Source organism: Ruegeria sp. AE3, assembly GCF_056542225.1.
Genome location: NZ_JBQFZL010000002.1, coordinates 296253 through 317806, shown reverse-complemented (window position 1 = coordinate 317806; position 21554 = coordinate 296253). Strand labels below are relative to the sequence as shown.

The 21554-nt window shown below is 59.8% G+C and carries 21 protein-coding genes and 1 riboswitch; of the genes, 14 read left to right on the top strand and 7 right to left on the bottom strand.

Annotated features, from left to right (window positions below; translation table 11 throughout):
• Positions 1 to 4: 4 nt before the first annotated feature.
• The 3 genes from galE to cysQ all read right to left on the bottom strand — a co-directional run bounded on the left by galE (position 5) and on the right by cysQ (position 2657).
• Positions 5 to 988 carry a UDP-glucose 4-epimerase GalE gene (gene galE, locus ACR0NZ_RS08370; RefSeq protein WP_480518192.1) on the bottom strand — a complete coding sequence of 328 codons (984 nt, stop codon included), beginning with the start codon at positions 986 to 988 and terminating at the stop codon, positions 5 to 7.
• 71 nt (positions 989 to 1059) lie between these two features.
• Positions 1060 to 1860 carry a 3-deoxy-manno-octulosonate cytidylyltransferase family protein gene (locus ACR0NZ_RS08365; protein ID WP_480518190.1) on the bottom strand — a complete coding sequence of 267 codons (801 nt, stop codon included), beginning with the start codon at positions 1858 to 1860 and terminating at the stop codon, positions 1060 to 1062.
• Positions 1860 to 2657 carry a 3'(2'),5'-bisphosphate nucleotidase CysQ gene (gene cysQ / locus ACR0NZ_RS08360; RefSeq protein WP_480518188.1) on the bottom strand — a complete coding sequence of 266 codons (798 nt, stop codon included), beginning with the start codon at positions 2655 to 2657 and terminating at the stop codon, positions 1860 to 1862. The genes ACR0NZ_RS08365 and cysQ overlap by 1 nt, the downstream gene beginning before the upstream one ends.
• 122 nt (positions 2658 to 2779) lie before the next feature.
• Here cysQ and ACR0NZ_RS08355 point away from each other — a divergent pair, with 122 nt between their 5' ends.
• Entirely contained in the window at positions 2780 to 3604 is an 825-nt protein-coding gene (locus ACR0NZ_RS08355) for an ABC transporter permease (RefSeq protein WP_480482477.1), read from the top strand.
• Here the strand turns inward: ACR0NZ_RS08355 and ACR0NZ_RS08350 are convergent.
• A complete protein-coding gene (locus tag ACR0NZ_RS08350) occupies positions 3601 to 4203 on the bottom strand; it encodes an alpha-ketoglutarate-dependent dioxygenase AlkB family protein (protein ID WP_480518186.1) in 603 nt (200 codons plus the stop codon). The two genes, ACR0NZ_RS08355 and ACR0NZ_RS08350, sit on opposite strands and share 4 nt — an antisense overlap.
• Before the next feature lie 212 nt (positions 4204 to 4415).
• On the opposite strand from ACR0NZ_RS08350, the gene dnaK reads away from it, so the two are divergent.
• The 13 genes from dnaK to radC all read left to right on the top strand — a co-directional run bounded on the left by dnaK (position 4416) and on the right by radC (position 16083).
• The gene (gene dnaK, locus ACR0NZ_RS08345; protein WP_480518184.1) at positions 4416 to 6323 is read left to right on the top strand and encodes a molecular chaperone DnaK; all 1908 of its coding nucleotides are present in this window, start codon (positions 4416 to 4418) and stop codon (positions 6321 to 6323) included.
• A 74-nt stretch (positions 6324 to 6397) separates the two neighbouring features.
• Positions 6398 to 7543, top strand: coding sequence for a molecular chaperone DnaJ (gene dnaJ / locus ACR0NZ_RS08340; RefSeq protein WP_480474359.1), 1146 nt, complete (start codon positions 6398 to 6400; stop codon positions 7541 to 7543).
• Positions 7544 to 7784: 241 nt separating this feature from the next.
• Positions 7785 to 7889: riboswitch (TPP riboswitch) on the top strand.
• 44 nt (positions 7890 to 7933) lie between these two features.
• On the top strand, positions 7934 to 8737 hold the full coding sequence (gene thiD, locus ACR0NZ_RS08335; protein WP_480518182.1) for a bifunctional hydroxymethylpyrimidine kinase/phosphomethylpyrimidine kinase: 804 nt from the start codon (positions 7934 to 7936) through the stop codon (positions 8735 to 8737).
• Complete coding sequence (gene thiO, locus ACR0NZ_RS08330; protein ID WP_480518180.1) at positions 8734 to 9711, top strand: glycine oxidase ThiO; 978 nt, start codon at positions 8734 to 8736, stop codon at positions 9709 to 9711. The genes thiD and thiO overlap by 4 nt, the downstream gene beginning before the upstream one ends.
• Positions 9695 to 9889, top strand: coding sequence for a sulfur carrier protein ThiS (gene thiS / locus ACR0NZ_RS08325; RefSeq protein WP_480474356.1), 195 nt, complete (start codon positions 9695 to 9697; stop codon positions 9887 to 9889). The genes thiO and thiS overlap by 17 nt, the downstream gene beginning before the upstream one ends.
• Positions 9890 to 9891: 2 nt before the next feature.
• Positions 9892 to 10656, top strand: coding sequence for a thiazole synthase (locus tag ACR0NZ_RS08320; protein WP_480518178.1), 765 nt, complete (start codon positions 9892 to 9894; stop codon positions 10654 to 10656).
• Positions 10653 to 11249 (top strand): thiamine phosphate synthase, encoded by a 597-nt coding sequence (locus ACR0NZ_RS08315; RefSeq protein ID WP_480518176.1) that lies wholly within the window; start codon positions 10653 to 10655, stop codon positions 11247 to 11249. Before ACR0NZ_RS08320 ends, ACR0NZ_RS08315 begins: the two co-directional genes overlap by 4 nt.
• Positions 11246 to 12211, top strand: a complete 966-nt coding sequence (locus ACR0NZ_RS08310; RefSeq protein ID WP_480518174.1) for a ThiF family adenylyltransferase — start codon at positions 11246 to 11248, stop codon at positions 12209 to 12211. Before ACR0NZ_RS08315 ends, ACR0NZ_RS08310 begins: the two co-directional genes overlap by 4 nt.
• An 18-nt stretch (positions 12212 to 12229) precedes the next feature.
• Positions 12230 to 13165, top strand: a complete 936-nt coding sequence (locus tag ACR0NZ_RS08305; protein WP_480518172.1) for an ABC transporter substrate-binding protein — start codon at positions 12230 to 12232, stop codon at positions 13163 to 13165.
• Positions 13162 to 13836, top strand: a complete 675-nt coding sequence (gene tenA, locus ACR0NZ_RS08300) for a thiaminase II (protein ID WP_480518170.1) — start codon at positions 13162 to 13164, stop codon at positions 13834 to 13836. The genes ACR0NZ_RS08305 and tenA overlap by 4 nt, the downstream gene beginning before the upstream one ends.
• A complete protein-coding gene (locus tag ACR0NZ_RS08295; protein ID WP_480474350.1) occupies positions 13833 to 14561 on the top strand; it encodes an ABC transporter ATP-binding protein in 729 nt (242 codons plus the stop codon). The genes tenA and ACR0NZ_RS08295 overlap by 4 nt, the downstream gene beginning before the upstream one ends.
• Positions 14558 to 15292 carry an ABC transporter permease gene (locus ACR0NZ_RS08290; RefSeq protein WP_480518168.1) on the top strand — a complete coding sequence of 245 codons (735 nt, stop codon included), beginning with the start codon at positions 14558 to 14560 and terminating at the stop codon, positions 15290 to 15292. Before ACR0NZ_RS08295 ends, ACR0NZ_RS08290 begins: the two co-directional genes overlap by 4 nt.
• Before the next feature lie 35 nt (positions 15293 to 15327).
• The gene (gene radC, locus ACR0NZ_RS08285) at positions 15328 to 16083 is read left to right on the top strand and encodes a RadC family protein (protein ID WP_480518166.1); all 756 of its coding nucleotides are present in this window, start codon (positions 15328 to 15330) and stop codon (positions 16081 to 16083) included.
• Positions 16084 to 16086: 3 nt separating this feature from the next.
• Here radC and ACR0NZ_RS08280 read toward each other — a convergent pair whose 3' ends face one another.
• The 3 genes from ACR0NZ_RS08280 to secA form a co-directional block, all read right to left on the bottom strand.
• Complete coding sequence (locus tag ACR0NZ_RS08280) at positions 16087 to 17643, bottom strand: phosphate ABC transporter substrate-binding/OmpA family protein (protein WP_480518164.1); 1557 nt, start codon at positions 17641 to 17643, stop codon at positions 16087 to 16089.
• 24 nt (positions 17644 to 17667) lie between these two features.
• On the bottom strand, positions 17668 to 18585 hold the full coding sequence (locus tag ACR0NZ_RS08275) for a hypothetical protein (protein ID WP_480518162.1): 918 nt from the start codon (positions 18583 to 18585) through the stop codon (positions 17668 to 17670).
• 100 nt (positions 18586 to 18685) lie between these two features.
• Positions 18686 to 21403, bottom strand: coding sequence for a preprotein translocase subunit SecA (secA, locus tag ACR0NZ_RS08270; protein ID WP_480518160.1), 2718 nt, complete (start codon positions 21401 to 21403; stop codon positions 18686 to 18688).
• Between the last annotated feature and the right edge of the window lie 151 nt (positions 21404 to 21554).

The following is a 21554-nucleotide window of genomic DNA, read 5'->3' as shown; positions in this document are numbered from 1 at the left end:
GGCCTCATTTCTCGTAGTGGCCGTTCTGATGCCAGCGCCAGGCATCCGCAATCATCGTCTCTAACGTTGACCTTTTCGGCTTCCATCCCAGTTCGGTTTGGGCGCGGACAGAGCCGGAAACCAGCTTTGTGCAATCCCCCGCCCGACGGGCACCGACCGAATACGGCACCGGGCGGTTGGTGACGGACTTGGAATGCTCGATCACCTCAAGCACGGAAAACCCCGAGCCGGTACCCAGATTGAAAACACGGCTTTCTTTACCCTGCTCCAGCCAGCCCAGCCCCAAAACATGCGCGTCGACCAGATCACAGACATGGACGTAGTCGCGGATACATGTGCCGTCGGGCGTATCGTAATCGGTGCCAAAAACGGTCAAACCCTCGCGCTTGCCGTCAATCGCATCCAGCATCAGGGGGATTAGATGGGTTTCAGGCCGGTGAAACTCGCCCACTTCGCCTTCGGGATCGGCGCCGGCAACGTTGAAATACCGGAAAATGACATGGCGCAGCCCATGGGCCGCTTCGAAGTCCCTCAGGATATCCTCGATTGCGCGCTTCGATGCACCATAGGCATTTAGCGGGTGTTGGGCGGTTGCCTCGTCCAGCACCACATTGTCATGCTCGCCGTAAGTGGCGCATGTGGATGAGAACACGAAATCCAGACAGCCCGCCGCAACCGCAGCCTCGATCAGCGTCAACGATCCGGTGACATTGTTCGACCAGTACAACCCGGGCTGCCGCATCGCGTCGCCCACCTGGCTGAGCGCCGCAAAATGCATCACCGCAACCGGCTTATGCTTGGCAAATACCTCGTCCAGGCGTGCCCGGTCCAACAGGTCGCCCTGTTCAAACGGACCGTATTTCACTGCATCCTGCCAGCCGGTGACCAGATTGTCATAGGCCACGGGAACATAGCCCGCCTGCGCAAGCGCCTTGCAGGCATGCGACCCGATATATCCGGCACCACCGGTCACGAGGATTGGTTTCATGAAACGTCCTTTGGATCCAGATTGCCTGTCATCGAGATATGGGAACCGCGGGGCGTCATGGGCAAAACCGGCTACTCCAGCCCCATCGCAGCCATCATCTCTTCGATCTTGGGCACGTCCTGCGGGTTGTTCAGCTCCCAGAACTGACGGCCCTTGGCGTCAACCTCGACGCACAGAACCTTGCGGCCATTTTCCATGAACCTAAGCTGTTCAAGACCTTCCAGTTTTTCCAGAGGGCCCGTTGGCCAGCCCGGATAGGCCGCCAACGCATCAGGTCGATAGGCATAGACGCCAACATGGTGAAACACCGGTGTGGGTTCATCCCCGCCATAGGTCTCCGAGGTGAAAGGCACGACCTCTTTCGAGAAATACATCGCGCTGTTATCGCGCCCGAACACGGCGGTTGTTCCGCCAACGCGGCCATGTTTGCGGTCGTTCAGAAGGCTGTTCAAGGCGTCCCCGTCGCAGCGCAAGACCGGTGTGGCCACGCCAGCGTCGGGTGCCGCGCGCAGCCCTGCGATCAGATCCTCGACAAACCAATGCGGTGTCAGGGGTGCATCGCCCTGAAGGTTGACCACGATGTCATAGCCGCTGCCCAGAACCTTGTGCGCCTCGGCGCAGCGTTCGGTGCCGTTCTGGCAATTTTCCGAGGTCATCACCACCTCGGCGCCAAAGCCTTCGGACAGCTCGCGGATGCGGTCGTCATCGGTTGCGACCACAACCCGGTCCACGCCCGCGACAGAAGTGGCTGCTCGCCAGGACCGTTCGATCAGTGTCATCGAAACGCCGGTCGCGCCGGTCAGCGGCACCAATGGCTTGCCCGGATAGCGGGTCGAGGCATAGCGGGCGGGGATGGCGATCAGAACGGACATCAGGCCTCCTTCAGCTTAACACCCGGAGCGTACGCGATAAAAAACGGGTTCGCATAGCCCTCTTTGCCATAGAGAAGCGGCGAGTGATCGTCAAACCGCACAACCCGGCCTCCGGCCCCGGCCAGTACCGCGTGCCCTGCCGCAGTGTCCCATTCCATCGTGCGCCCGACCCGCGGATAAAGATCCGCCTCGCCTGTCGCAACCAGACAGAACTTGAGCGACGATCCCGCGCTTTTGCTGTCCTTGACCTGATACTTGTTGATGTAATCCTCGGTGGCCTGATCCCGGTGCGACTTTGAAGCCACGACCAAAAGCGCGGAATTGTCCGGGTTAGAGACTGATATTGGCGTCAGGGTGCCGGGTGCATCCTTGTCAAACGCGCCTGTTTCCTCGACCGCCTGACCATCTGCCTGCGTATAGAACATGCGGCCCCGCGCCGGGGCGTAAACCACACCCCGTGTCGGCGTTCCGTCCTCGACCAGCGCGATGTTGACGGTGAAATCGCCACGGCGGTTGATGAATTCCTTGGTGCCATCCAGCGGATCGACAATCAGAAAGGTATCCCCTTTTTCGGAATGCGAGGCGGCCTGTTCCTCGGTGATCAGCAGGATATCGGGGAACGCCTGACGCAACCCGGCTGAAATCAGCGCATCGGCTGCCTCATCCGCTTCGGTCACGGGGCTGGAGTCTGATTTGACTTTGACGTCGAAATCGTCTGCCTCATAGATTTCCATGATCCTGTCGCCAGCCTCAAGGGCCAGACGCCGGATGACGGGAATAAGCGCGTCGTAGGTCACAAAAATGCTCCGTTCCTGTGGTTTGTTGATCCAAACTCGTGACCGACTTATGATGCGACGGTTACCGAACGGCAAGATATTCATGCCAGGTTAGGGACGACGAGGCAGGAAAGACCCTTTTAGTGTTCTATTACAAGCGCAATCAAACGCTGCTGGGCGGTGCACTGACGACTGCGGAACTGGTGTTCCACGCGGTGGTGCGGAACGTGCGCGCGCAGCATCCGAATGCGGTGATCGCGATTATGCTTAACGTCGTGCAATTGCTGGTGATGATGGTCACGTTCTATCTGCTCATGTCGCTGATGGGCCGGGGTGGGGTCGCCAGGATCAGGGGCGAATTTCTGCTGTATGTCCTGTCAGGCGTGTTCCCGTTCATGCTGCACATACAGTCGATCGGCGCGATTTCCGGGGTTGGGTCATCCAATAACCCGATGATGCTTCATTCGCCGATGAACGTAATGGTCACGATTCTCGCTGCGGCCTTCAGCACTTTCTACAAGTTTCTGCTGGCCATGTTCATCATCCTGTTCGTCTACAGTGTCGCTGTTGCTCCGCTTGAGGTGCAGAACCCTGGCGGCGCCTTTGCAATGTTGGTGCTGGCCTGGTTTACCGGCTGCGCAGTGGGGCTTGTGTTCATGGCACTGAAACCGTGGGCCCCGACGACCGTTTCGATGCTGACCAATATTTACCGGCGGCTGAACATGGTGTTTTCCGGCAAGATGTTCATTGCGAACGCACTGGGTGGCGGGCTGTTGATGATGTTTGCCTGGAACCCGCTGTTTCACATCATCGACCAGACCCGCGGGTTCGTGTTCCGCAACTATTATCCAAGAAACACAAGCTGGGAATACGCGGCTTGGGTCGGAATCGCCCTGTTGATGATCGGTCTTATGGGCGAATTCTTCACCCGTCAGCACGTCTCAAAAAGCTGGAATGCGCGCCGCTAACGCGCCACCCGCAGCGTAAGGTTGATGCGCCCGCCTTTGGGCAGCAGGCGCGAGGATCCGAACCTGATCCGATCCACACCGTGATATGCCAGCCGCGCCGGACCGCCCATAACAACAACATCCCCCGAACTCAGCCAGATCGCCTCGGTCTTGCCGCCGCGCGTCGTGTTGCCGATCCGAAACAAGGCATCATCGCCCAGCGAAACCGACAGGACGGGCCATGAAAAATCGGCCTCGTCCTTATCCTGATGCAAGCCCATTTTTGCACCTTCCCCGTAATAGTTGACCAAACAGCAATCTGGGGCCTGCTCGGTGCTGACCAGATCGCGCCAGATATCCAGAATGGCGGCGGGGATTTCCGGCCAGGCACCACCTTTGGGGTGCTGATCCTGATACCGGTACCCGGCCTTGTCGGTCACCCAACCCAGATCGCCGGCCGAGGTCATCCGAACCGACATCTCCTTGCCTGAGGGGGTAACAGGCCGGAACAGGGGCGAAGCTTTCAGAATCGGGCGCAAATCCGCGATCACCCGCGACTGGGCCGCAGGATCAAGATAGCCTTTCCTGATATCGAACCCCCGCAAAACCAATCGCGCCATTCCGGAAACCCCAATCCTTTCCAATTCCTTGCCAAAAAAGGCATCGGAATCCCTAAAACCTGCGTTCTACGGTGCTTGCAGGCCTCTGGTCTCGCCCTTATATACGCCGGGACGCGCGATGGTAGTGCTGTCGCGCACATCAGATCGGGGACGGGATGCCGTAACGGGTCCTGCCGTCGAGACATCGCCTTGAAGAGAAAGGGATTGCAAAAATGGGAAAAGTAATCGGGATTGACCTCGGGACCACAAACTCGTGCGTGGCCATCATGGACGGTTCGCAACCGAAGGTTATCGAAAACGCCGAAGGGGCGCGGACCACGCCCTCGATCGTCGCCTTCACCGAAGAAGAGCGGCTGGTCGGTCAGCCTGCAAAGCGTCAGGCGGTCACCAACCCCGACAACACGATCTTTGGCGTCAAGCGTCTGATCGGTCGTCGTGTGGATGATGCCGAAGTCGAAAAAGACAAGAAAATGGTGCCTTATACCATCGTCGATGGTGGCAACGGCGACGCGTGGGTTCAGGCCCGCGGTGAAAAATACTCCCCAAGCCAGATCTCGGCCTTCACTCTGGGTAAGATGAAGGAAACCGCGGAAAGCTATCTGGGTGAGGAAGTCACGCAGGCGGTCATCACCGTTCCGGCATACTTCAACGACGCACAGCGTCAGGCCACCAAAGACGCCGGTAAAATCGCCGGTCTGGAAGTGCTGCGGATCATCAACGAACCGACAGCTGCCGCACTGGCCTACGGTCTGGACAAGCAGGAAACCCAAACCATCGCGGTTTATGACCTTGGTGGCGGTACCTTCGACGTGACCATTCTGGAAATCGACGACGGCCTGTTCGAGGTCAAATCGACCAACGGTGACACCTTCCTGGGTGGTGAAGACTTTGACATGCGCATCGTCAACTACCTGGCGGATGAGTTCAAAAAGGAACACGGTGTCGATCTGTCTGCTGACAAGATGGCCCTTCAGCGTCTGAAAGAAGCCGCGGAAAAAGCCAAGATCGAACTCAGCTCGACCTCGCAGACCGAAATCAACCAGCCGTTCATCTCGATGGGTTCGAACGGTCAGCCGCTGCACATGGTCATGAAACTGACCCGTGCCAAGCTGGAATCTCTGGTCGGCGACCTGATCAAGAAGTCGATGAAACCGTGCCAGGCTGCTCTGAAAGACGCCGGTCTGTCGGCTGCTGACGTGGACGAAGTTGTTCTGGTCGGTGGTATGACCCGGATGCCGAAAGTGATCGAAGAAGTCACCAAGTTCTTCGGCAAAGAGCCGCACAAGGGTGTGAACCCGGACGAAGTGGTTGCCATGGGCGCCGCCATTCAGGCCGGTGTTCTTCAGGGCGACGTCAAGGACGTGGTTCTGCTGGACGTGACCCCGCTGTCGCTGGGCATCGAGACGCTGGGTGGCGTGTTCACTCGCCTGATCGACCGCAACACCACGATCCCGACGAAAAAGTCTCAGGTCTTCTCGACTGCCGAGGACAACCAGAACGCCGTGACCATCCGCGTGTTCCAGGGCGAACGTGAAATGGCTGCGGACAACAAGATCCTGGGTCAGTTCAACCTCGAAGACATCCCGCCCGCACCGCGCGGCATGCCCCAGATCGAGGTGACCTTCGACATCGACGCCAACGGCATTGTCTCGGTTTCGGCCAAGGACAAAGGCACCGGCAAAGAACAGAAGATCACCATCCAGGCATCGGGCGGTCTGTCCGACGAAGACATCGAAAAGATGGTCAAGGACGCCGAAGAGAACGCGGAAGCCGACAAGGAACGCCGCGAGCTGGTCGACGCCAAGAACCAGGCGGAAAGCCTCATCCACTCGACCGAAAAGTCGATGGAAGAGCATGCCGACAAAGTCGACCCGACCACGATCGAAGCCATCGAACTGGCCATCGCCGCACTCAAGGACGAGCTGGAAACCAACAATGCCGACAAGATCAAGTCTGGCATCCAGAATGTCACCGAAGCAGCGATGAAGCTGGGTGAGGCCATCTACAAGGCGCAGTCCGAAGAGGCCGAGGACGAGCCTGTCGCAGCGGATGCCGCACATGGTGATGACGATATCGTCGATGCCGAGTTTGAAGATCTGGACGACGAAAAGCGTAACTAACGGGTAACCGGGCCAATGTGGGCCGGTCCGGATGCCGGGCCGGCCTATTTACGTTGAGGCAGAAGGAAATACTGATGTCAAAACGCGACTATTACGAAGTGCTCGGTGTGTCCAAGGGCGCTTCGGCGGATGAGATCAAGAAAGGTTTTCGCACGAAAGCCAAAGAGTTGCATCCGGACCGCAACAAGGACAACCCGGATGCCGAGGCGCAGTTCAAGGAAGCCAACGAGGCTTATGACGTGCTGCGTGACGCCGACAAAAAGGCGGCCTATGACCGCTTTGGCCATGCCGCGTTTGAAAACGGCATGGGCGGTGGTGGTCGGCCTGGCGGCGGCTTTGGGCAGGGCGATTTCTCCAGCGCGTTCTCGGATGTATTCGACGACCTGTTCGGCGATTTCATGGGCGGGCAACGTGGTGGTGGCGGCCGACGCGCCGCGCGCGGCTCGGACCTGCGCTATAACCTGCGTGTATCGCTGGAAGAGGCGTTCTCGGGCCAGCAGAAAACCATCAATGTACCTACAGCCGTGGCTTGTTCCTCCTGCGAAGGAACCGGTGCAGAAGGCGGGGTCGAGCCGACAACCTGCCCCACCTGTTCCGGTATGGGTAAGGTGCGGGCGCAACAGGGCTTCTTTACGGTCGAACGAACTTGCCCCACCTGTTCGGGTCTGGGTCAGATCATCAAGAACCCATGCAAATCCTGTAAGGGTGCAGGCCGCGTCGAAAAAGATCGCGCTTTGTCGGTCAACATCCCTGCCGGTGTCGAAACCGGCACCCGTATTCGACTGGCGGGTGAAGGCGAGGCCGGAATGCGTGGTGGCCCTCCGGGCGACCTCTACATCTTTGTGGAAGTGTCTGATCACAAGTTGTTCGAACGCGACAGCGTAAACCTTTATTGCCGTGTACCGGTCAGCATGGCCAAGGCCGCGCTGGGCGGATCGATCGAGGTTCCGACAATCGATGGCGGTCGTGGGCGGGTGCAGATCCCGGCTGGCAGCCAGTCGGGTCGGCAAATGCGTCTTCGCGGCAAAGGCATGCCCGCATTGCGCGGCGGCGGTGTTGGCGACATGTTCATCGAACTGGCGGTTGAAACCCCGGTCAACTTGACCACCCGCCAGAAAGAACTTCTGCGCGAGTTTGATGACCTGGGCGAAGACAACCACCCGGAATCAAAAAGCTTTTTCTCATCCGTCAAATCCTTCTGGGACGGTATGAAAAGCTGACAACCAGGGTTACCCGGGGGCTCTGCCCCCGCCGCCCGTTCCGGGCGCCTCCCCCGGGATATTTCCAGCCAGATGAAGCAGGGATCCGTTATTCATCTGGCTCTAAATATCCCGGAGCGCGAGGCAGAGCCTCGCAAAACACTCCCTAAAGACACTCAATTGGCCTTATCAGATGACCAAAAGTGGCAATGCATTTGCCAAATTGGGTCTTGATTCCGACCGTCGACCCTGAAATTGTCCACGACAACCGTTGGGGTGCCCGTATCAGGGCTGAGAGGCGCAGCCGCGCTAACCCATCGAACCTGATCCGGGCAATTCCGGCGTAGGGAACGGTCTTATGAACACAGACGTTTTCCTTACCTCGTTGCCCAAAAAAGATGGAGCGACGAAATGGCGGCAATTGCCCTGACCATTGCTGGGTCTGACAGTGGCGGAGGCGCCGGGATTCAGGCCGATCTGAAAGCGATGTCCGCGTTGGGTGTATTCGGCGCAAGCGTCATTACCGCCATTACAGCGCAGAACACGCAAGCCGTCACTGCGGTGCATGGGGTTCCTCTGGATGTCATTGCTGCTCAAATCGACGCGGTGCTGAGTGATCTGGACGTGAAGGCCATTAAGATCGGTATGCTTGCCACGCCAGAGATCATTCACGCAGTGGCTCGAGGTCTGGAAACGTTCAAGGGCCCCATAATTCTTGATCCCGTCATGATCGCAAAATCCGGAGATGCCTTGCTGGCGCAGGAAGCGGTCCGGACGCTGCGCGAAGTGATGGTGCCAGCAGCGACTGTGCTGACACCCAATCTGCCCGAAGCGGCGTGTTTGCTGGATGCGACACCGGCGCAATCACCGGACGAGATGGCCGCACAAGGCCAGGCCCTGTGTGATCTGGGCGCAGGTGCGGTTTTGATGAAGGGCGGGCATGGGTCCGGCGATGTCTGCCACGATCTGCTGGTCGACCCCTCAGGTATCGTGGCCGCGTTTCAGGCCCCGCGTCAGAACACGAAGAACACCCACGGAACCGGATGCACCCTGTCGTCATCGATCGCCGCCGGACTGGCCAGGGGCCTGCCGCTGAGGGATGCGGTCGCGCAGGCGCATGATTATCTCCAAGGGGCCATCGCGCGGGCGGATGAGCTGAAGATTGGTGCCGGGCACGGCCCTGTGCACCACTTCCATCGGATCTGGCCCGCGTGACGCTCTGGTCGGTCATAGGTGCAGGCGTTGCGGGTCTGGCCGTGGCCAGTGAGCTTGTGTCACGCGGCGCAAGGGTGCAGGTTTTTGATCCGGGCGGCCCGCCCGGCCCGCATGGGTGTTCCTGGTGGGCCGGTGGGATGCTGGCGCCGTGGTGTGAATATGAAAATGCGGAAGAACCGGTTCTGCGGCTGGGGCAGGAAGCCATCGAATGGTGGGTGCAGCGAACGCAGGTAAACAGAAGTGGAACCCTTGTTGTTGCCAACGCACGTGACCTGCCCGACCTGCGTCGGTTTGCACGCAGGACCGAAGGGTTCAGCGAGTTTGATCGCGCGAAAATAATCGAATTAGAGCCTGATCTGAGCAAGTTTAGCAAAGCTCTGTATTTTGAAAACGAAGCGCACCTTGATCCTCGCCAGGCATTGCGCGATCTGCATCGTCACCTGCAAGGCGCAGGCGTGGAATTCCACCGAAAGCTGGCTCCGGCGCAACTGGACAACGCCATTGACTGCCGGGGCCTGCACGCGCGCGAATATCTGCATGACCTACGCGGCGTGAAGGGTGAAATGCTGGTTCTCCGCTGCCCCGATGTGAACCTTTCGCGCCCGGTGCGGCTGTTGCATCCGCGGATGCCGCTCTACATCGTTCCGCGCGGGGACGGCGTCTACATGCTGGGTGCAACCATGATCGAATCCGAGGACAGCAGCCGCATCACCGCCCGCTCGATGCTGGAACTGCTCAGCGCGGCCTATGCCGTGAACCCGGCCTTTGGCGAGGCCGAGGTGCTGGAGATCGGTGTCGACCTGCGCCCCGCTTTTCCGGACAACCTGCCGCGTATCCGGCGCTTGGGTCGGACAATCTATGCCAATGGGCTGTATCGCCATGGCTATCTGCTGGCCCCTGCATTGGCGCGGGGTGTCGCTGATCTGGCATTGGACAACACACATTCGGAGATGGTCGATGAAGATCGTGCTTAACGGCGAGACGCGGGACGTGCGCGCTGAAACCCTGTCGGATCTGTTGCTGGAATGCGGCTTCTCGGGCCGTGTGGCCACCGCAGTGAACGAAGATTTCGTGCCGTCAAGCCTGCGCATTGCGCACAAACTGACCGATGGCGACCGGATCGAAGTTGTCGCGCCGATGCAGGGGGGCTGAGGATGAGAACGTTCTACGGCATCGAGTTGCCGAACCCGCTGATGCTGGGCACCGCCCAATATCCCAGCCCCGCCATTCTGGAACAGGCCTTTCGTGAAAGCGGTGCGGCGGTTGCCACGGTATCGCTGCGGCGGGAATCCGGCGCAGGGCAGACATTCTGGCAGATGATCCGCGAGCTTGGTGTCCTGATCATGCCAAATACGGCTGGCTGTCACACGGTGAAAGAGGCGGTGACCACAGCCCATATGGCGCGCGAAGTGTTTGACACCAAATGGATCAAGCTGGAACTGATTGGCCACACCGACAGTTTGCAGCCGGATGTGTTCCAGCTGGTCGAGGCTGCGCGAATCCTGACCGAAGACGGGTTTGAGGTGTTTCCCTACACCACCGATGATCTGATCGTGGGCGAACGCCTGCTGGACGCGGGGTGCGAAGTGCTGATGCCGTGGGGCGCGCCTATCGGGTCTGGGCGTGGGCTGAACAACGAATACGCCCTGCGGTCGATGCGGGCCGAGTTCCCTGACACGCCGCTGGTGGTGGATGCCGGGATCGGCCTGCCCAGCCACGCGGCCCACGCAATGGAACTGGGCTATGATGCCGTTCTGCTGAACACAGCTGTGGCCCGTGCCGGTGATCCCGTTCTGATGGCAAAGGCGATGGCGCAGGCAATCCATGCCGGACAACTGGCCCATCAGGCAGACCCGGTCGAGGCGCGTGATATGGCCGAGCCTTCGACCCCTGTTGTTGGAAAGGCCTTCCTGTCATGACGCTGGACCGTTTCTATCCGATCTTCGATCACTCGGACTGGCTGCGGCGGATGCTGCCCCTGGGTGTCAAGCTGATGCAGCTGCGTATCAAGGATCAACCGGTTGAGGTGGTGCGCGATCAGATTGCCGCCTCGCTCGATCTGTGCCGCGACTACGGGGCGGTTCTGGTGATCAACGATTACTGGCAACTCGCCATCGATCTGGGCTGCGACTGGGTTCATCTGGGGCAAGAAGATCTGGATGATGCTGATCTGAAAGCGATCCGAAAAGCGGGTCTAAAGCTGGGTGTTTCCACTCATGACGATGATGAGCTTGAGCGGGTTCTGGCCATGGATCCTGATTACGTGGCGCTGGGCCCGGTCTATCCGACCATCCTGAAAAAGATGAAATGGCATCAGCAGGGCCTTCCCCGCGTGGCCGAATGGAAGGCGCGGGTTGGCAACATTCCTCTGGTCGGTATTGGCGGCATGAGCGTCGAGCGCGCAGCAGGGGTGCTGGCAGCGGGGGCCGACATTGTCTCGGCCGTCACGGACATCACGCTGAACACCGACCCCGAAGCGCGGGTGCGTGCCTGGATCGAGGTCACGAGATGAGCCGGTATGTCCGCCAAACGCTGCTGCCCGAGGTTGGGATCGAAGGACAGGCCCGCCTGACTGCGGCCCGTGTTCTGGTGGTCGGCGCAGGTGGTCTGGCCGCGCCGCTACTGCCACTATTGGCCGGGGCCGGGGTGGGGCATATCACGATTGTAGATGGTGACATCGTCGATTTGTCGAACCTGCATCGCCAGACAATGTTTTCCGAAACAGATTGCGGGCAGTCAAAGGCTGAACGCGCCGCTGACCGATGCCGTGCGTTGAACGCCGAAATCGATGTGATTGCCAAGAAACAGGCTCTAACAGGGGAATATGCACCCAATCTGGTGTCGCAGGCGGATATTATCCTGGATTGTGCTGACAGCTATGCGGTCAGCTATATGCTGTCGGATACCTGTCTGGCACAAGGCAAGCCACTGATCAGCGCCTCGGTGCTGGGGCTTTCAGGATATGTGGGCGGCTTCTGCGGCGGTGCGCCTTCTCTGCGTGCCGTTTTCCCCGACGCACCGGAAAGTGGCGCAAGCTGCGCCACGGCGGGTGTTCTGGGTCCCGTTGTCGGTGTGATCGGGTCCATTCAGGCGCAGATGGCGCTGAGCCTGATCTTGCCGCTTGACCCATCACCCCTAGGGCAGATGGTGCAATATGATGCGCGAACCCTACGCAGCACCGGGTTTCGTTTTGATGACGCGCCGGAACCGTCAAGCTGTTTCCGCTTTCTCTCCGCCAGTCAGTTGAGGGAGACAGACCAGATTATCGAACTGCGTGACCCGAACGAAGCTCCGGTTCCGGCTCACCCGAATGCAACACGCATTTCACCCGAAGAAATACAAAAAATAGACCCAAACAAGGGGCAACGCCTCGCCCTTTGCTGTGCCACCGGGCTGCGCGCATGGCGCGCTGCCGAGAAAATCCAACCGATTTGGCCGGGCGAGATTGTCCTCGTCGCGGCCTCAGCCTCCTGAGAAAAGGAAACGTGAGATATGAAAAAGCTGATGACAGCCCTTGCCCTTCTGGCCGCCGCGCCGGCCTGGGCCGAAGACAAGATGACCGTCCTGCTGGACTGGTTCATCAACCCCGACCACGGGCCCATCATCGTGGCACAGGAAAACGGCTATTTCGCCGAACAGGGGTTGCAGGTCGAAGTCGTTGCCCCCGCCGACCCATCCGCACCGCCGCGTCTGGTGGCTGCCGGTCAGGCGGATCTGGCGGTATCCTATCAGCCGCAACTGCATTTGCAGATCCACGAAGGGCTGCCGCTGAAACGGGTCGGCACGCTGGTCGCGACGCCCCTGAACTGCCTGCTGGTTCTGAAAGACGGCCCGATCAAATCGCCCGGTGACCTCAAAGGCAAGAAAATCGGCTTTTCCGTCGCCGGTGTGGAAGAGGCCATTCTCAGCACCGTGCTTGGCAAATACGACGTCGCGCTGGATGATGTTGAGATGATCAACGTGAATTTCTCGCTCTCACCCTCGCTGATGACCGGTCAGGTGGATGCGGTGATCGGCGCCTATCGCAACTTCGAGCTGAACCAGATGGATATCGAAGGTCGCCCCGGCACCTGTTTCTATATCGAGGAAGAAGGCGTGCCGTCTTATGACGAACTGATCTATGTCGCCAACCCCGATACGATGGACAAAGACAAGATCGCCCGTTTCCTGGCCGCGACCGAAAAAGCGACTCAGTACATCGTCAACAACCCCGAAAAAAGCTGGGAGGTCTTCTCAGCCACTTCACCCGAACTGCAGGACGAGCTGAATGCGCGCGCATGGGTCGACACGCTGCCGCGCTTTGCCCTGCGTCCCGCCGGGTTTGACGCTGGCCGTTATGCCCGGTTCGAGGCATTCCTGAACGACAGCGGCATGATCGACACCGTCCTGCCCGTCAGTGACATTGCCATCGACGTAACCGCGCAATGAGCGATTATGGCAAAGCCTTTGCGCTGATGCGCGATGCGGCGCAGGGGCCGTGGCGGGATTACACCCGCCACGCTTTTGTCGAAGCCCTGAAAGACGGCACCCTGCCACGCCCGGCGTTCCTGCACTATCTGCGTCAGGATTACGTGTTCCTGATCCATTTTGCGCGCGCCTGGGCGCTGGCCGTGGTGAAATCGGAAACACATGCTGAAATGCTGGCAGCGTCGCGTACCGTGAACGGCCTGATCAGCGAAGAGATGAAGCTGCATATCGGTATTTGCGAAGCAGAAGGCATTTCGCAGTCCGATCTGTTTGCAACGCCGGAACGGCCCGAGAATCTGGCCTATACCCGCTTTGTTCTCGAGGCGGGCTATAGCGGTGATCTGCTGGATCTTCTGGCAGCACTTGCACCCTGCGTCATGGGATATGGTGAGATAGGTACCCGCCTGGCTGAGGAGGCAACATCAACGACCTACCGTGGCTGGATCGATACCTACGCGGACGAGGGCTACCAGAGCGCCTGCACCGCCGTGGGCGAATTGCTGGATTCGGCTCTAACAAGGCGGATTGGGGCGGATTTCCAAACGTCGCCTCGCTGGGATCGTCTGTGCAGGACGTTCCGCACGGCCACGGAGTTGGAAGTCAATTTCTGGCAGATGGGTCTGACCCCATGACCCCGGCGCCCGATCTGACCATCAGCGGCACAGCCATGATCGATGGCGCGACTCTGTTCGCGCCGCTGACCCTGACGCTTGACGCAGGGGCGTGGACCTGTCTGCTGGGTGGATCGGGTGTTGGCAAAACCACGGTTTTGCGGCTGATTGCCGGGCTGGAAACCGGGGCTGAATTCACGGGCCGGATCACCGCCAGCGATGGCCAGTCGGTTTCAGACCGGGTTGCTTATATGGCGCAGGACGACCTGTTGCTGCCTTGGGCGAGTGTTGCGCAAAACGTCTCACTGGGCGCGCGGCTGCGGGGCGAGAAAGTTGACCTTGACCGGCGCGACCGCCTGATCGAACGGATGCGCTTGCAGGACCATATGACCAAGAAACCGCCCGAGCTTTCGGGCGGGCAGCGTCAGCGCGTGGCACTGGCCCGCACCTTGATGGAAGACCGGCCGATTGTGTTGCTGGATGAACCCTTTTCAGCCCTTGATGCCCGAACCCGTGCCGATATGCAGGATCTGGCCGCCGAGGCGCTGCGGGGCCGCACTGTCCTTCTGGTAACCCACGATCCGGGCGAGGCCGCGCGTCTGGGGCAATCCATCGTCGTCATGACACAGCACGGGCTGACGCCGTGCGATCCGCCGGTTGCTCCAGCCCCGCGCAGCGTGGACGATCTGCAGACGCTGGAAACACAAGGCGCGCTTTTGCGGCTGCTGCGGGAGGGCGGGGTATGAAGTCCCTCTCTGTTCTGGCAGCAACCCTGTTTGCCATTGCCATCTGGCAGGGGATCGTGACCCTGACCGGATTGCCAAAGTTCATCCTGCCCGGCCCCGTGGTGGTTGCCGAGACCTGGTGGCAGAACCGCTGGCTGATTGCCGAACACACCTGGATCACAGCCATTGAGGTCATTATCGGCCTTGCCTGCGGCACGCTGCTTGGCGTTGTCACTGCATTGCAGCTGGCCAATTCCCGCGTCGCACGAGTTTTGGTGCAGCCAATGCTGGTGTTCACGCAGGCCCTGCCGGTCTTTGCACTGGCCCCGTTGCTGACCCTGTGGCTGGGTTATGGCCTGTTGTCCAAGGTCGCGATGGCGGTCCTGATCATCTATTTCCCGATCACGTCGTCCTTTTTTGACGGTTTGATGCGGACACCGCAGGGGTATCTGGACCTTGCACGCACGATGCAGGCCAGCAAGCGCACTGTGTTGTGGCACATCCGTATCCCTGCGGCGTTGCCGTCTCTGGCCTCGGGGATGCGGCTGGCGGCGGTGTATGCGCCGATCGGTGCCGTGATCGGTGAATGGGTCGGTTCATCGCAAGGTCTGGGATATCTGATGCTGCTGGCCAATGGCCGTGCCAAGACGGACCTGATGTTTGCGGCGATGCTGACTCTGGGCGTATTTTCGATCCTTCTGCACATGATTGTCCGCCGCGCCACCGCGCGTATGGCAGGAGAGGCTCATTAACCTTTCGGAAAGTGATTCTGCGTCAGGGTAAACGCATGACACAGGACGCCTTTGCCGAAGCCCCCATGCTGTTTGATACGGACGAAGCGCCAGCGCAGCCGCTGCCGAATGGTCGGTTACCCTCCTACATCAAAGACCATCGCAAGCGGCTGCGCGAACGGTTCATGGCGGGCGGATCCGCAGCGATCCCGGATTATGAGTTGCTGGAGCTGGTTTTGTTCCGGTCCATCCCTCGGCAGGATGTGAAACCATTGGCGCGGGCATTGATGAATGCCTTTGGCGATTTCAACCGTGTGTTGACAGCACCCGAAGAACGGCTGCGGCAGATCAAGGGCGTTGGTGATACGGTCATCACCGATCTGAAAATCCTCGAAGCCTGCGCGCATCGGATGGCACGGGCGCGGGTGATGCAACGACACGTAATATCCAGCTGGGACGCGCTGCTGGATTATTGCCACACGACAATGGCGCATCGCGAGACCGAGCAATTTAGCGTTTTCTATCTGGATCGCAAGAACGTCCTGATCGCGGATGAGGAACAGGCCAAAGGCACCGTGGATCACGTGCCGGTCTATCCGCGCGAAGTGGCGAAACGGGCGTTGGAACTGAATGCCTCGGCCCTGATATTGGTGCACAACCATCCTTCGGGCGACCCAACGCCGTCACAGTCAGATATCGACATGACCAACCGCATTCAGGATGCCTGCTCCGCCCTGGGGCTGACCCTGCATGACCACCTGATCATCGGCAAATCGACCGAGCTCAGCTTTCGTTCCGAAGGGTATCTCTAGCGGCTACTGCACCCAAATCTCGACCCGCCGGTTGACCTTGCGGCCCCATTCGGTGTCATCGCAGGCCATGGGCATCGCTTCACCAAATCCTTCGGCGGTGACCGTGATACTATCAGGGATCGGGGCTTCAAGCGCGGCGATAACCGCGTTTCGCACGGTTTGCGCGCGCCGTAGGGCGATGCGGGCATTTGAAACGGCACCCCCGTCCCCATCGCTGAAGCCTGCAAACACCACCTTGCGCGCCTGCAACGTACCCGCGTCCAGCATTTGCGCCAGTTGCTGAATATTGGCGCGCGACTGCGCGTCCGGGCGGGACGATCCGGGTTCGAACCGGACCGACAGGGACAGGCGCGACAGCGGGCGCAAGGTTTCGATCATGCGCTGCAACTCCTCCAGTCCGACCTCAGTTCCGCCGGTGACGACCGCATTGGCAAGCCGGTCCCCCTGCACGCCAACCGGCAGGGTTTCAGCAGATTGATCCACATATCCTGCGTCACGTATCGCCACCTGTGCCTCGGGGCTTTGGCTATAGGCCAGAAACTGTCGCGCAATCCGGGGCAGGCGGCGTTCCGGCAGATACAGGAACATGGGCATATTCAGCGGGTAATCTTCGGTCTTGATTGACTGGCGGGTCGCGGCCAGAGGATGCCCGCACCCGCCAGTCAAAGGCACAGCGCGGGTGCCATGGGCCGATGCCTTGCTGGCGATACCGATGGAAAACGGATCCTTTGCCACAGCCGCGGTCAGGTCATGTATGCGATTGTGGCGGATCGCCGTATCGGTCAGCACCACACCGGCGGTTTTAAGAACCTGATCCTCGACCGCCTGCGCCAGACCCGACCCGGCCTCTGGCACATGCAGTGCAATAGGGGCATCCGGCCCACCCAGCTGCGCCCAGTTGCTGACCTCGCCGGACAGAATGCGGGCCAGATCCGCCAGCGAAACCTGTCGCATCACGCTGTCGGGGGCCACGACCGGGACCATGGCATCCAGTGCAATGACCCGTGATCGCCGCGAGCGTTTCAGATCACCCAACCCCGCAGCTTCGGCAGCCTCCCGCTCGGCCTCGCGCATCTCGCGCAGGGCCATCACGATATCCGCCCGGTCTGCGATCAGGTCGCTGAACCCGCGATCCGTGGTGCCCACGTCAAAGAAAAACCGCGCAAGCGGCGCCGACCGGCCTGCCTGATGCAACTCGTAAATAAAGGTGTCCTCATCCACGCGGGCGGGGGTCGCGGTCAGGTCTTCCTGACGGGCAAAGCCGATGATCAGGGCGGGCAGCACCGTTTCGGCCATCACCGATGATCCGGAAAACTGCACTTCGGCGACGAAATCGATCAGGTTGGGGCAGGCGGGTCCCTCGCATGTGACGCCGGAACCATCCACGGTCAACGTCCCGAATTGCGTATCGACGCGATAAAACTCACCGTCAAAGCTCAGCAGATTGCCTGTCACTTCGACCTTGCCATCATGCGAGGTCAACGTGATGTCCTGCCCAAAAGCACCGGTCGCCACCGTCACGGAAAACAGCGCAGCCACCGCCACACGGAAAAATGTCATAAGAGGTTCAAGCCTGCCTGCGGATTACTTTGCCGCGATTGTCAGGTCTGAGAGCAGATTATTCAACACCAGAAACTCGCCCGAGCGCGAACAATCCGGCAAGGTCACGGACATGTCGCGCGACCGCAGGCGGCGGTCCGACAACAGCTCCAGCGACTGCACGTTCAGCGTGTGGCCGCAGTTTGCATCGGTCACTTCGGCCTCGACGGTCAGGTCAATCGTGCCCGACTGATCCGAAGTGCTGGCCGGGAAAGAATACACTTCGATATTCTGAGTAATCCCGGAATCGGATTGACCCAAGCGCATAACCTTACCGGCGCCTTCGGCAGATGCGTCATCCCAGACATGGCCATCCGCGCCATAGCTGGCGCCAAATTCCAGCGCGTGAATCTGCAACTCGGTATCACCCTGCCATTGCAGGACAACACGATCAAAACCGGCGATTTCGGGGACGTGAGTGGTGGCGACGGTGCCTGTTTCATCTTCGAAGGAAAACAGGAAAATCGCATATTCCGAAAGGGCCGGGATCGCCATATCCAGCGCGCCGCTGGCGTCAGTCATCTGGCTAACAGTGAGGCCGCTATGGTGAATTTCAATCTGCTCATTCTTGTGGCACGGCGCTTTCAGCGACAGGTGCGCCAAGGCACCGGGCGCTGCGGTCGCGTGCGCGCTGATCCTGCAACTCGATGTTCTGGGGACAGCGGGTACAACGCGGGGTGCCGGTGTGACATTGACCGGATCGGCATCTGATACGGTAGCCGACGTCAGCACGATACTGTCCAGCCCCGACAGAATCGAAGACTGATCGGCAACGGAGGCCACATCAACACCGCCCTGCGCGCGGTTCTGCTGCGCAGCCGGTCCGTTCTGCATCAGATAGCCTATGCCCAAGGCACAAGCGACCGTTCCGCACATGGTTACGTAGTTGCGAACTACAAACAAGACACCCTCCCCAGTTGAAGGAGCAGCTTGCACTCTCGCCACCAATCGCGGCCAATTTGTGGCCGCGAGACGGACTCATTGTGATGAAAGGGTGTTAACGTCAGGTCAATCTGCCGTGGCAGTGTTTGAACTTCTTTCCGGATCCGCAGGGGCACAGGTCGTTTCGCGACGGGTTACCCCAGGTTGACGGATCGCCCTCATCAAACCCCGGCAGGGCATCGCCTGACGCCGCCGCTTCGGCCTTGGCCTCGGCTTGGCTTGCGGCTTTGTCCACGGCCTGTTGTGCCTGCGCCTGTTGCGCCGCCATCTGCGCCAGCATTTCCTTCTGCTCTTCTTCGGTCAGTGGCCGCACGCGCGACAAATGCTGTGTCACGGTTTCCCGCAAACCGTCCAGCATGGTTTCGAACAGCTGGAAGCTTTCGTTTTTGTATTCGTTCAGCGGATCGCGCTGGGCATAGCCGCGGAAACCCACGACCGAGCGCAAGTGTTCCAGCGTCAGCAGATGCTCGCGCCATTTGGCATCGATGGTCTGCAACAGCACCTGCTTTTCGATGTTGCGCATGTTTTCGGGACCAAAGGCAACCGCCTTCTGGGCCATCATCTCATCTGCGGCCTTAACCAAGCGCTCCCGCACTTGCTCGTCATCCACGCCTTCTTCGGCAGCCCAGTCCTGAACCGGGGCGTCGATGGTCAGCTTGTCCTTGATCGCCGCATGCAGACCGTCGGTATCCCACTGATCCGCATAGGATTTCGGCGGCATGTATTCGTCAATGAGATCGTCAATCACCTGCTCGCGCATATCCGAGACGATCTCGGACAGGTCATTGGCCGACATGATTTCGCGGCGCTGGCTAAAGATCACCTTGCGCTGATCGTTCATCACGTCGTCGAATTTCAGAACGTTCTTGCGCATGTCGAAGTTGCGGCCCTCGACCTTGGACTGCGCGCGTTCCAGCGACTTGTTCACCCAGGGGTGAATGATTGCCTCGCCTTCTTTCATGCCCAGCGTGGTCAGCACCTTGTCCAGCCGTTCCGAGCCAAAGATGCGCATCAGGTCGTCTTCAAGGCTCAGGTAGAACACGGTACGGCCCGGATCGCCCTGACGGCCCGAACGGCCGCGCAGCTGGTTGTCGATGCGGCGACTTTCGTGGCGTTCGGACGCCATCACATAAAGGCCTCCTGCGGCTAGAACCTTTTCTTTTTCTTCCGCGTGGCGTGCTTCTTCTGCGGCACGCAGGTCTGACGGATCAGCCTCGGGGTTGTCCGCAATCGCTTGCAGCACCTTCATCTCGACATTGCCACCCAGCTGAATGTCGGTGCCGCGACCGGCCATGTTGGTGGCGATGGTCACCGCGCCCAGACGGCCGGCATCGGCAACGATCTGCGCCTCCTGCTCGTGCTGGCGGGCGTTCAGAACATTATGCGCGATGCCTTCCTTGGTTAGCATCTGGCTCAGCAGTTCCGATTTCTCGATCGAAGTCGTGCCCAGCAGGACCGGCTGGCCCGTTTCCTGCGCCTTCTTGGTTTCTTCGATCATCGCGCCGTATTTTTCCATGGCGGTGCGATAGACCTGATCGTCCTCGTCCACACGGGCAATCGGCTTGTTGGTCGGAACCTCGACCACGCCCAGGCCGTAAATCTCGGCAAATTCCTCGGCCTCGGTCAGGGCGGTCCCGGTCATGCCGCCCAGCTTTTCGTATAGGCGGAAATAGTTCTGGAAGGTCACGCTGGCCAGCGTCACGTTCTCGGGCTGAATCTGCACGTTTTCCTTGGCTTCGATGGCCTGGTGCAGACCCTCGGACAGGCGGCGGCCCGGCATCATGCGGCCCGTGAATTCGTCGATCAGAACGACATTGCCGTCGCGCACGATGTAATCCTTGTCGCGCTGGAACAGCTTGTGCGCGCGCAGACCCTGATTCACGTGATGCACAACGGTCGTGCTTTCCGGGTCATACAGCGAATGGCCTTCGGGAATCAAACCGGCAGCCAACAGCTGCTGCTCCAGAAACTCGTTGCCCTCATCCGTGAAGGTCACGTTGCGGGCCTTTTCGTCCAACGTGTAGTGTTCGTCGGTCAGGCTCGGGATCAGCGCATCGATGGCGGTATACAGGTTCGAGCGGTCCTGTGCCGGGCCCGAGATGATCAGCGGCGTCCGCGCCTCGTCGATCAGGATCGAATCGACCTCGTCCACAATCGCGAAATTGTGGTGCTTCTGGTAAACCTGCTCCAGATCGGCCTTCATGTTGTCGCGCAGATAGTCAAAACCCAGCTCGTTGTTGGTGGCATAGGTGATGTCGCAGGAATAGGCGGCCAGTTTCTCTGCATCGGGCTGGCCCGACCAGATCACGCCGGTGGTCATGCCCACGGCAGCAAACACCTTGCCCATCCATTCCGCGTCGCGCTTGGCCAGGTATTCGTTCACCGTGACCACATGCACGCCCTTGCCGGTCAGCGCGTTCAGATACGCCGGGAAGGTCGCGACCAGTGTCTTGCCCTCACCCGTCTTCATTTCCGAGATGTTGCCCTGATGCAGGAACACACCGCCCATCAGCTGTACGTCAAAGGCGCGCAGTCCCAGCGCGCGGCGGGCACCTTCGCGCACGTTGGCAAAGGCTTCGGGCAGCAGATCGTCAAGGCTTTCGCCATCCAGCGCGCGTTTGCGCAGGTCTTCTGTCTTGTCGATCAGGTCCTGATCGGACAGCTTCTCGAACTCGGGTTCCAGCGCGTTGATCTTTTCGATCAGGGGGCGGGTCGCCTTGATCTTGCGGTCGTTCGGTGTTCCGAACACCTTTTTGGCGAGCGTTCCGAGTCCCAGCATGTTCACTCCAGCGGATCTGTTCTTGTCTTGGTTTTTGACAGGCTTGCCCACCTTGCGCGCAACCCATAGATACGGGGGGTGAAAGGCGGCCCTGTCCAAGGCTTCAAAGCGATGTAAGCGGCAGGTTCCAGAGTGTCAACGCTGCGCCCTG

Bases quoted from the DNA above. Each gene is read 5' to 3' on its own strand.
- galE (WP_480518192.1), bottom strand. From the start codon at position 988: ATGAAACCAATCCTCGTGACCGGTGGTGCCGGATATATCGGGTCGCAT.
- ACR0NZ_RS08365 (WP_480518190.1), bottom strand. From the start codon at position 1,860: ATGTCCGTTCTGATCGCCATCCCCGCCCGCTATGCCTCGACCCGCTAT.
- ACR0NZ_RS08350 (WP_480518186.1), bottom strand. From the start codon at position 4,203: ATGGCGCGATTGGTTTTGCGGGGGTTCGATATCAGGAAAGGCTATCTT.
- dnaK (WP_480518184.1), top strand. From the start codon at position 4,416: ATGGGAAAAGTAATCGGGATTGACCTCGGGACCACAAACTCGTGCGTG.
- dnaJ (WP_480474359.1), top strand. From the start codon at position 6,398: ATGTCAAAACGCGACTATTACGAAGTGCTCGGTGTGTCCAAGGGCGCT.
- thiD (WP_480518182.1), top strand. From the start codon at position 7,934: ATGGCGGCAATTGCCCTGACCATTGCTGGGTCTGACAGTGGCGGAGGC.
- thiS (WP_480474356.1), top strand. From the start codon at position 9,695: ATGAAGATCGTGCTTAACGGCGAGACGCGGGACGTGCGCGCTGAAACC.
- ACR0NZ_RS08320 (WP_480518178.1), top strand. From the start codon at position 9,892: ATGAGAACGTTCTACGGCATCGAGTTGCCGAACCCGCTGATGCTGGGC.
- ACR0NZ_RS08315 (WP_480518176.1), top strand. From the start codon at position 10,653: ATGACGCTGGACCGTTTCTATCCGATCTTCGATCACTCGGACTGGCTG.
- ACR0NZ_RS08310 (WP_480518174.1), top strand. From the start codon at position 11,246: ATGAGCCGGTATGTCCGCCAAACGCTGCTGCCCGAGGTTGGGATCGAA.
- ACR0NZ_RS08305 (WP_480518172.1), top strand. From the start codon at position 12,230: ATGAAAAAGCTGATGACAGCCCTTGCCCTTCTGGCCGCCGCGCCGGCC.
- tenA (WP_480518170.1), top strand. From the start codon at position 13,162: ATGAGCGATTATGGCAAAGCCTTTGCGCTGATGCGCGATGCGGCGCAG.
- ACR0NZ_RS08295 (WP_480474350.1), top strand. From the start codon at position 13,833: ATGACCCCGGCGCCCGATCTGACCATCAGCGGCACAGCCATGATCGAT.
- ACR0NZ_RS08290 (WP_480518168.1), top strand. From the start codon at position 14,558: ATGAAGTCCCTCTCTGTTCTGGCAGCAACCCTGTTTGCCATTGCCATC.
- radC (WP_480518166.1), top strand. From the start codon at position 15,328: ATGACACAGGACGCCTTTGCCGAAGCCCCCATGCTGTTTGATACGGAC.
- ACR0NZ_RS08280 (WP_480518164.1), bottom strand. From the start codon at position 17,643: ATGACATTTTTCCGTGTGGCGGTGGCTGCGCTGTTTTCCGTGACGGTG.
- secA (WP_480518160.1), bottom strand. From the start codon at position 21,403: ATGCTGGGACTCGGAACGCTCGCCAAAAAGGTGTTCGGAACACCGAAC.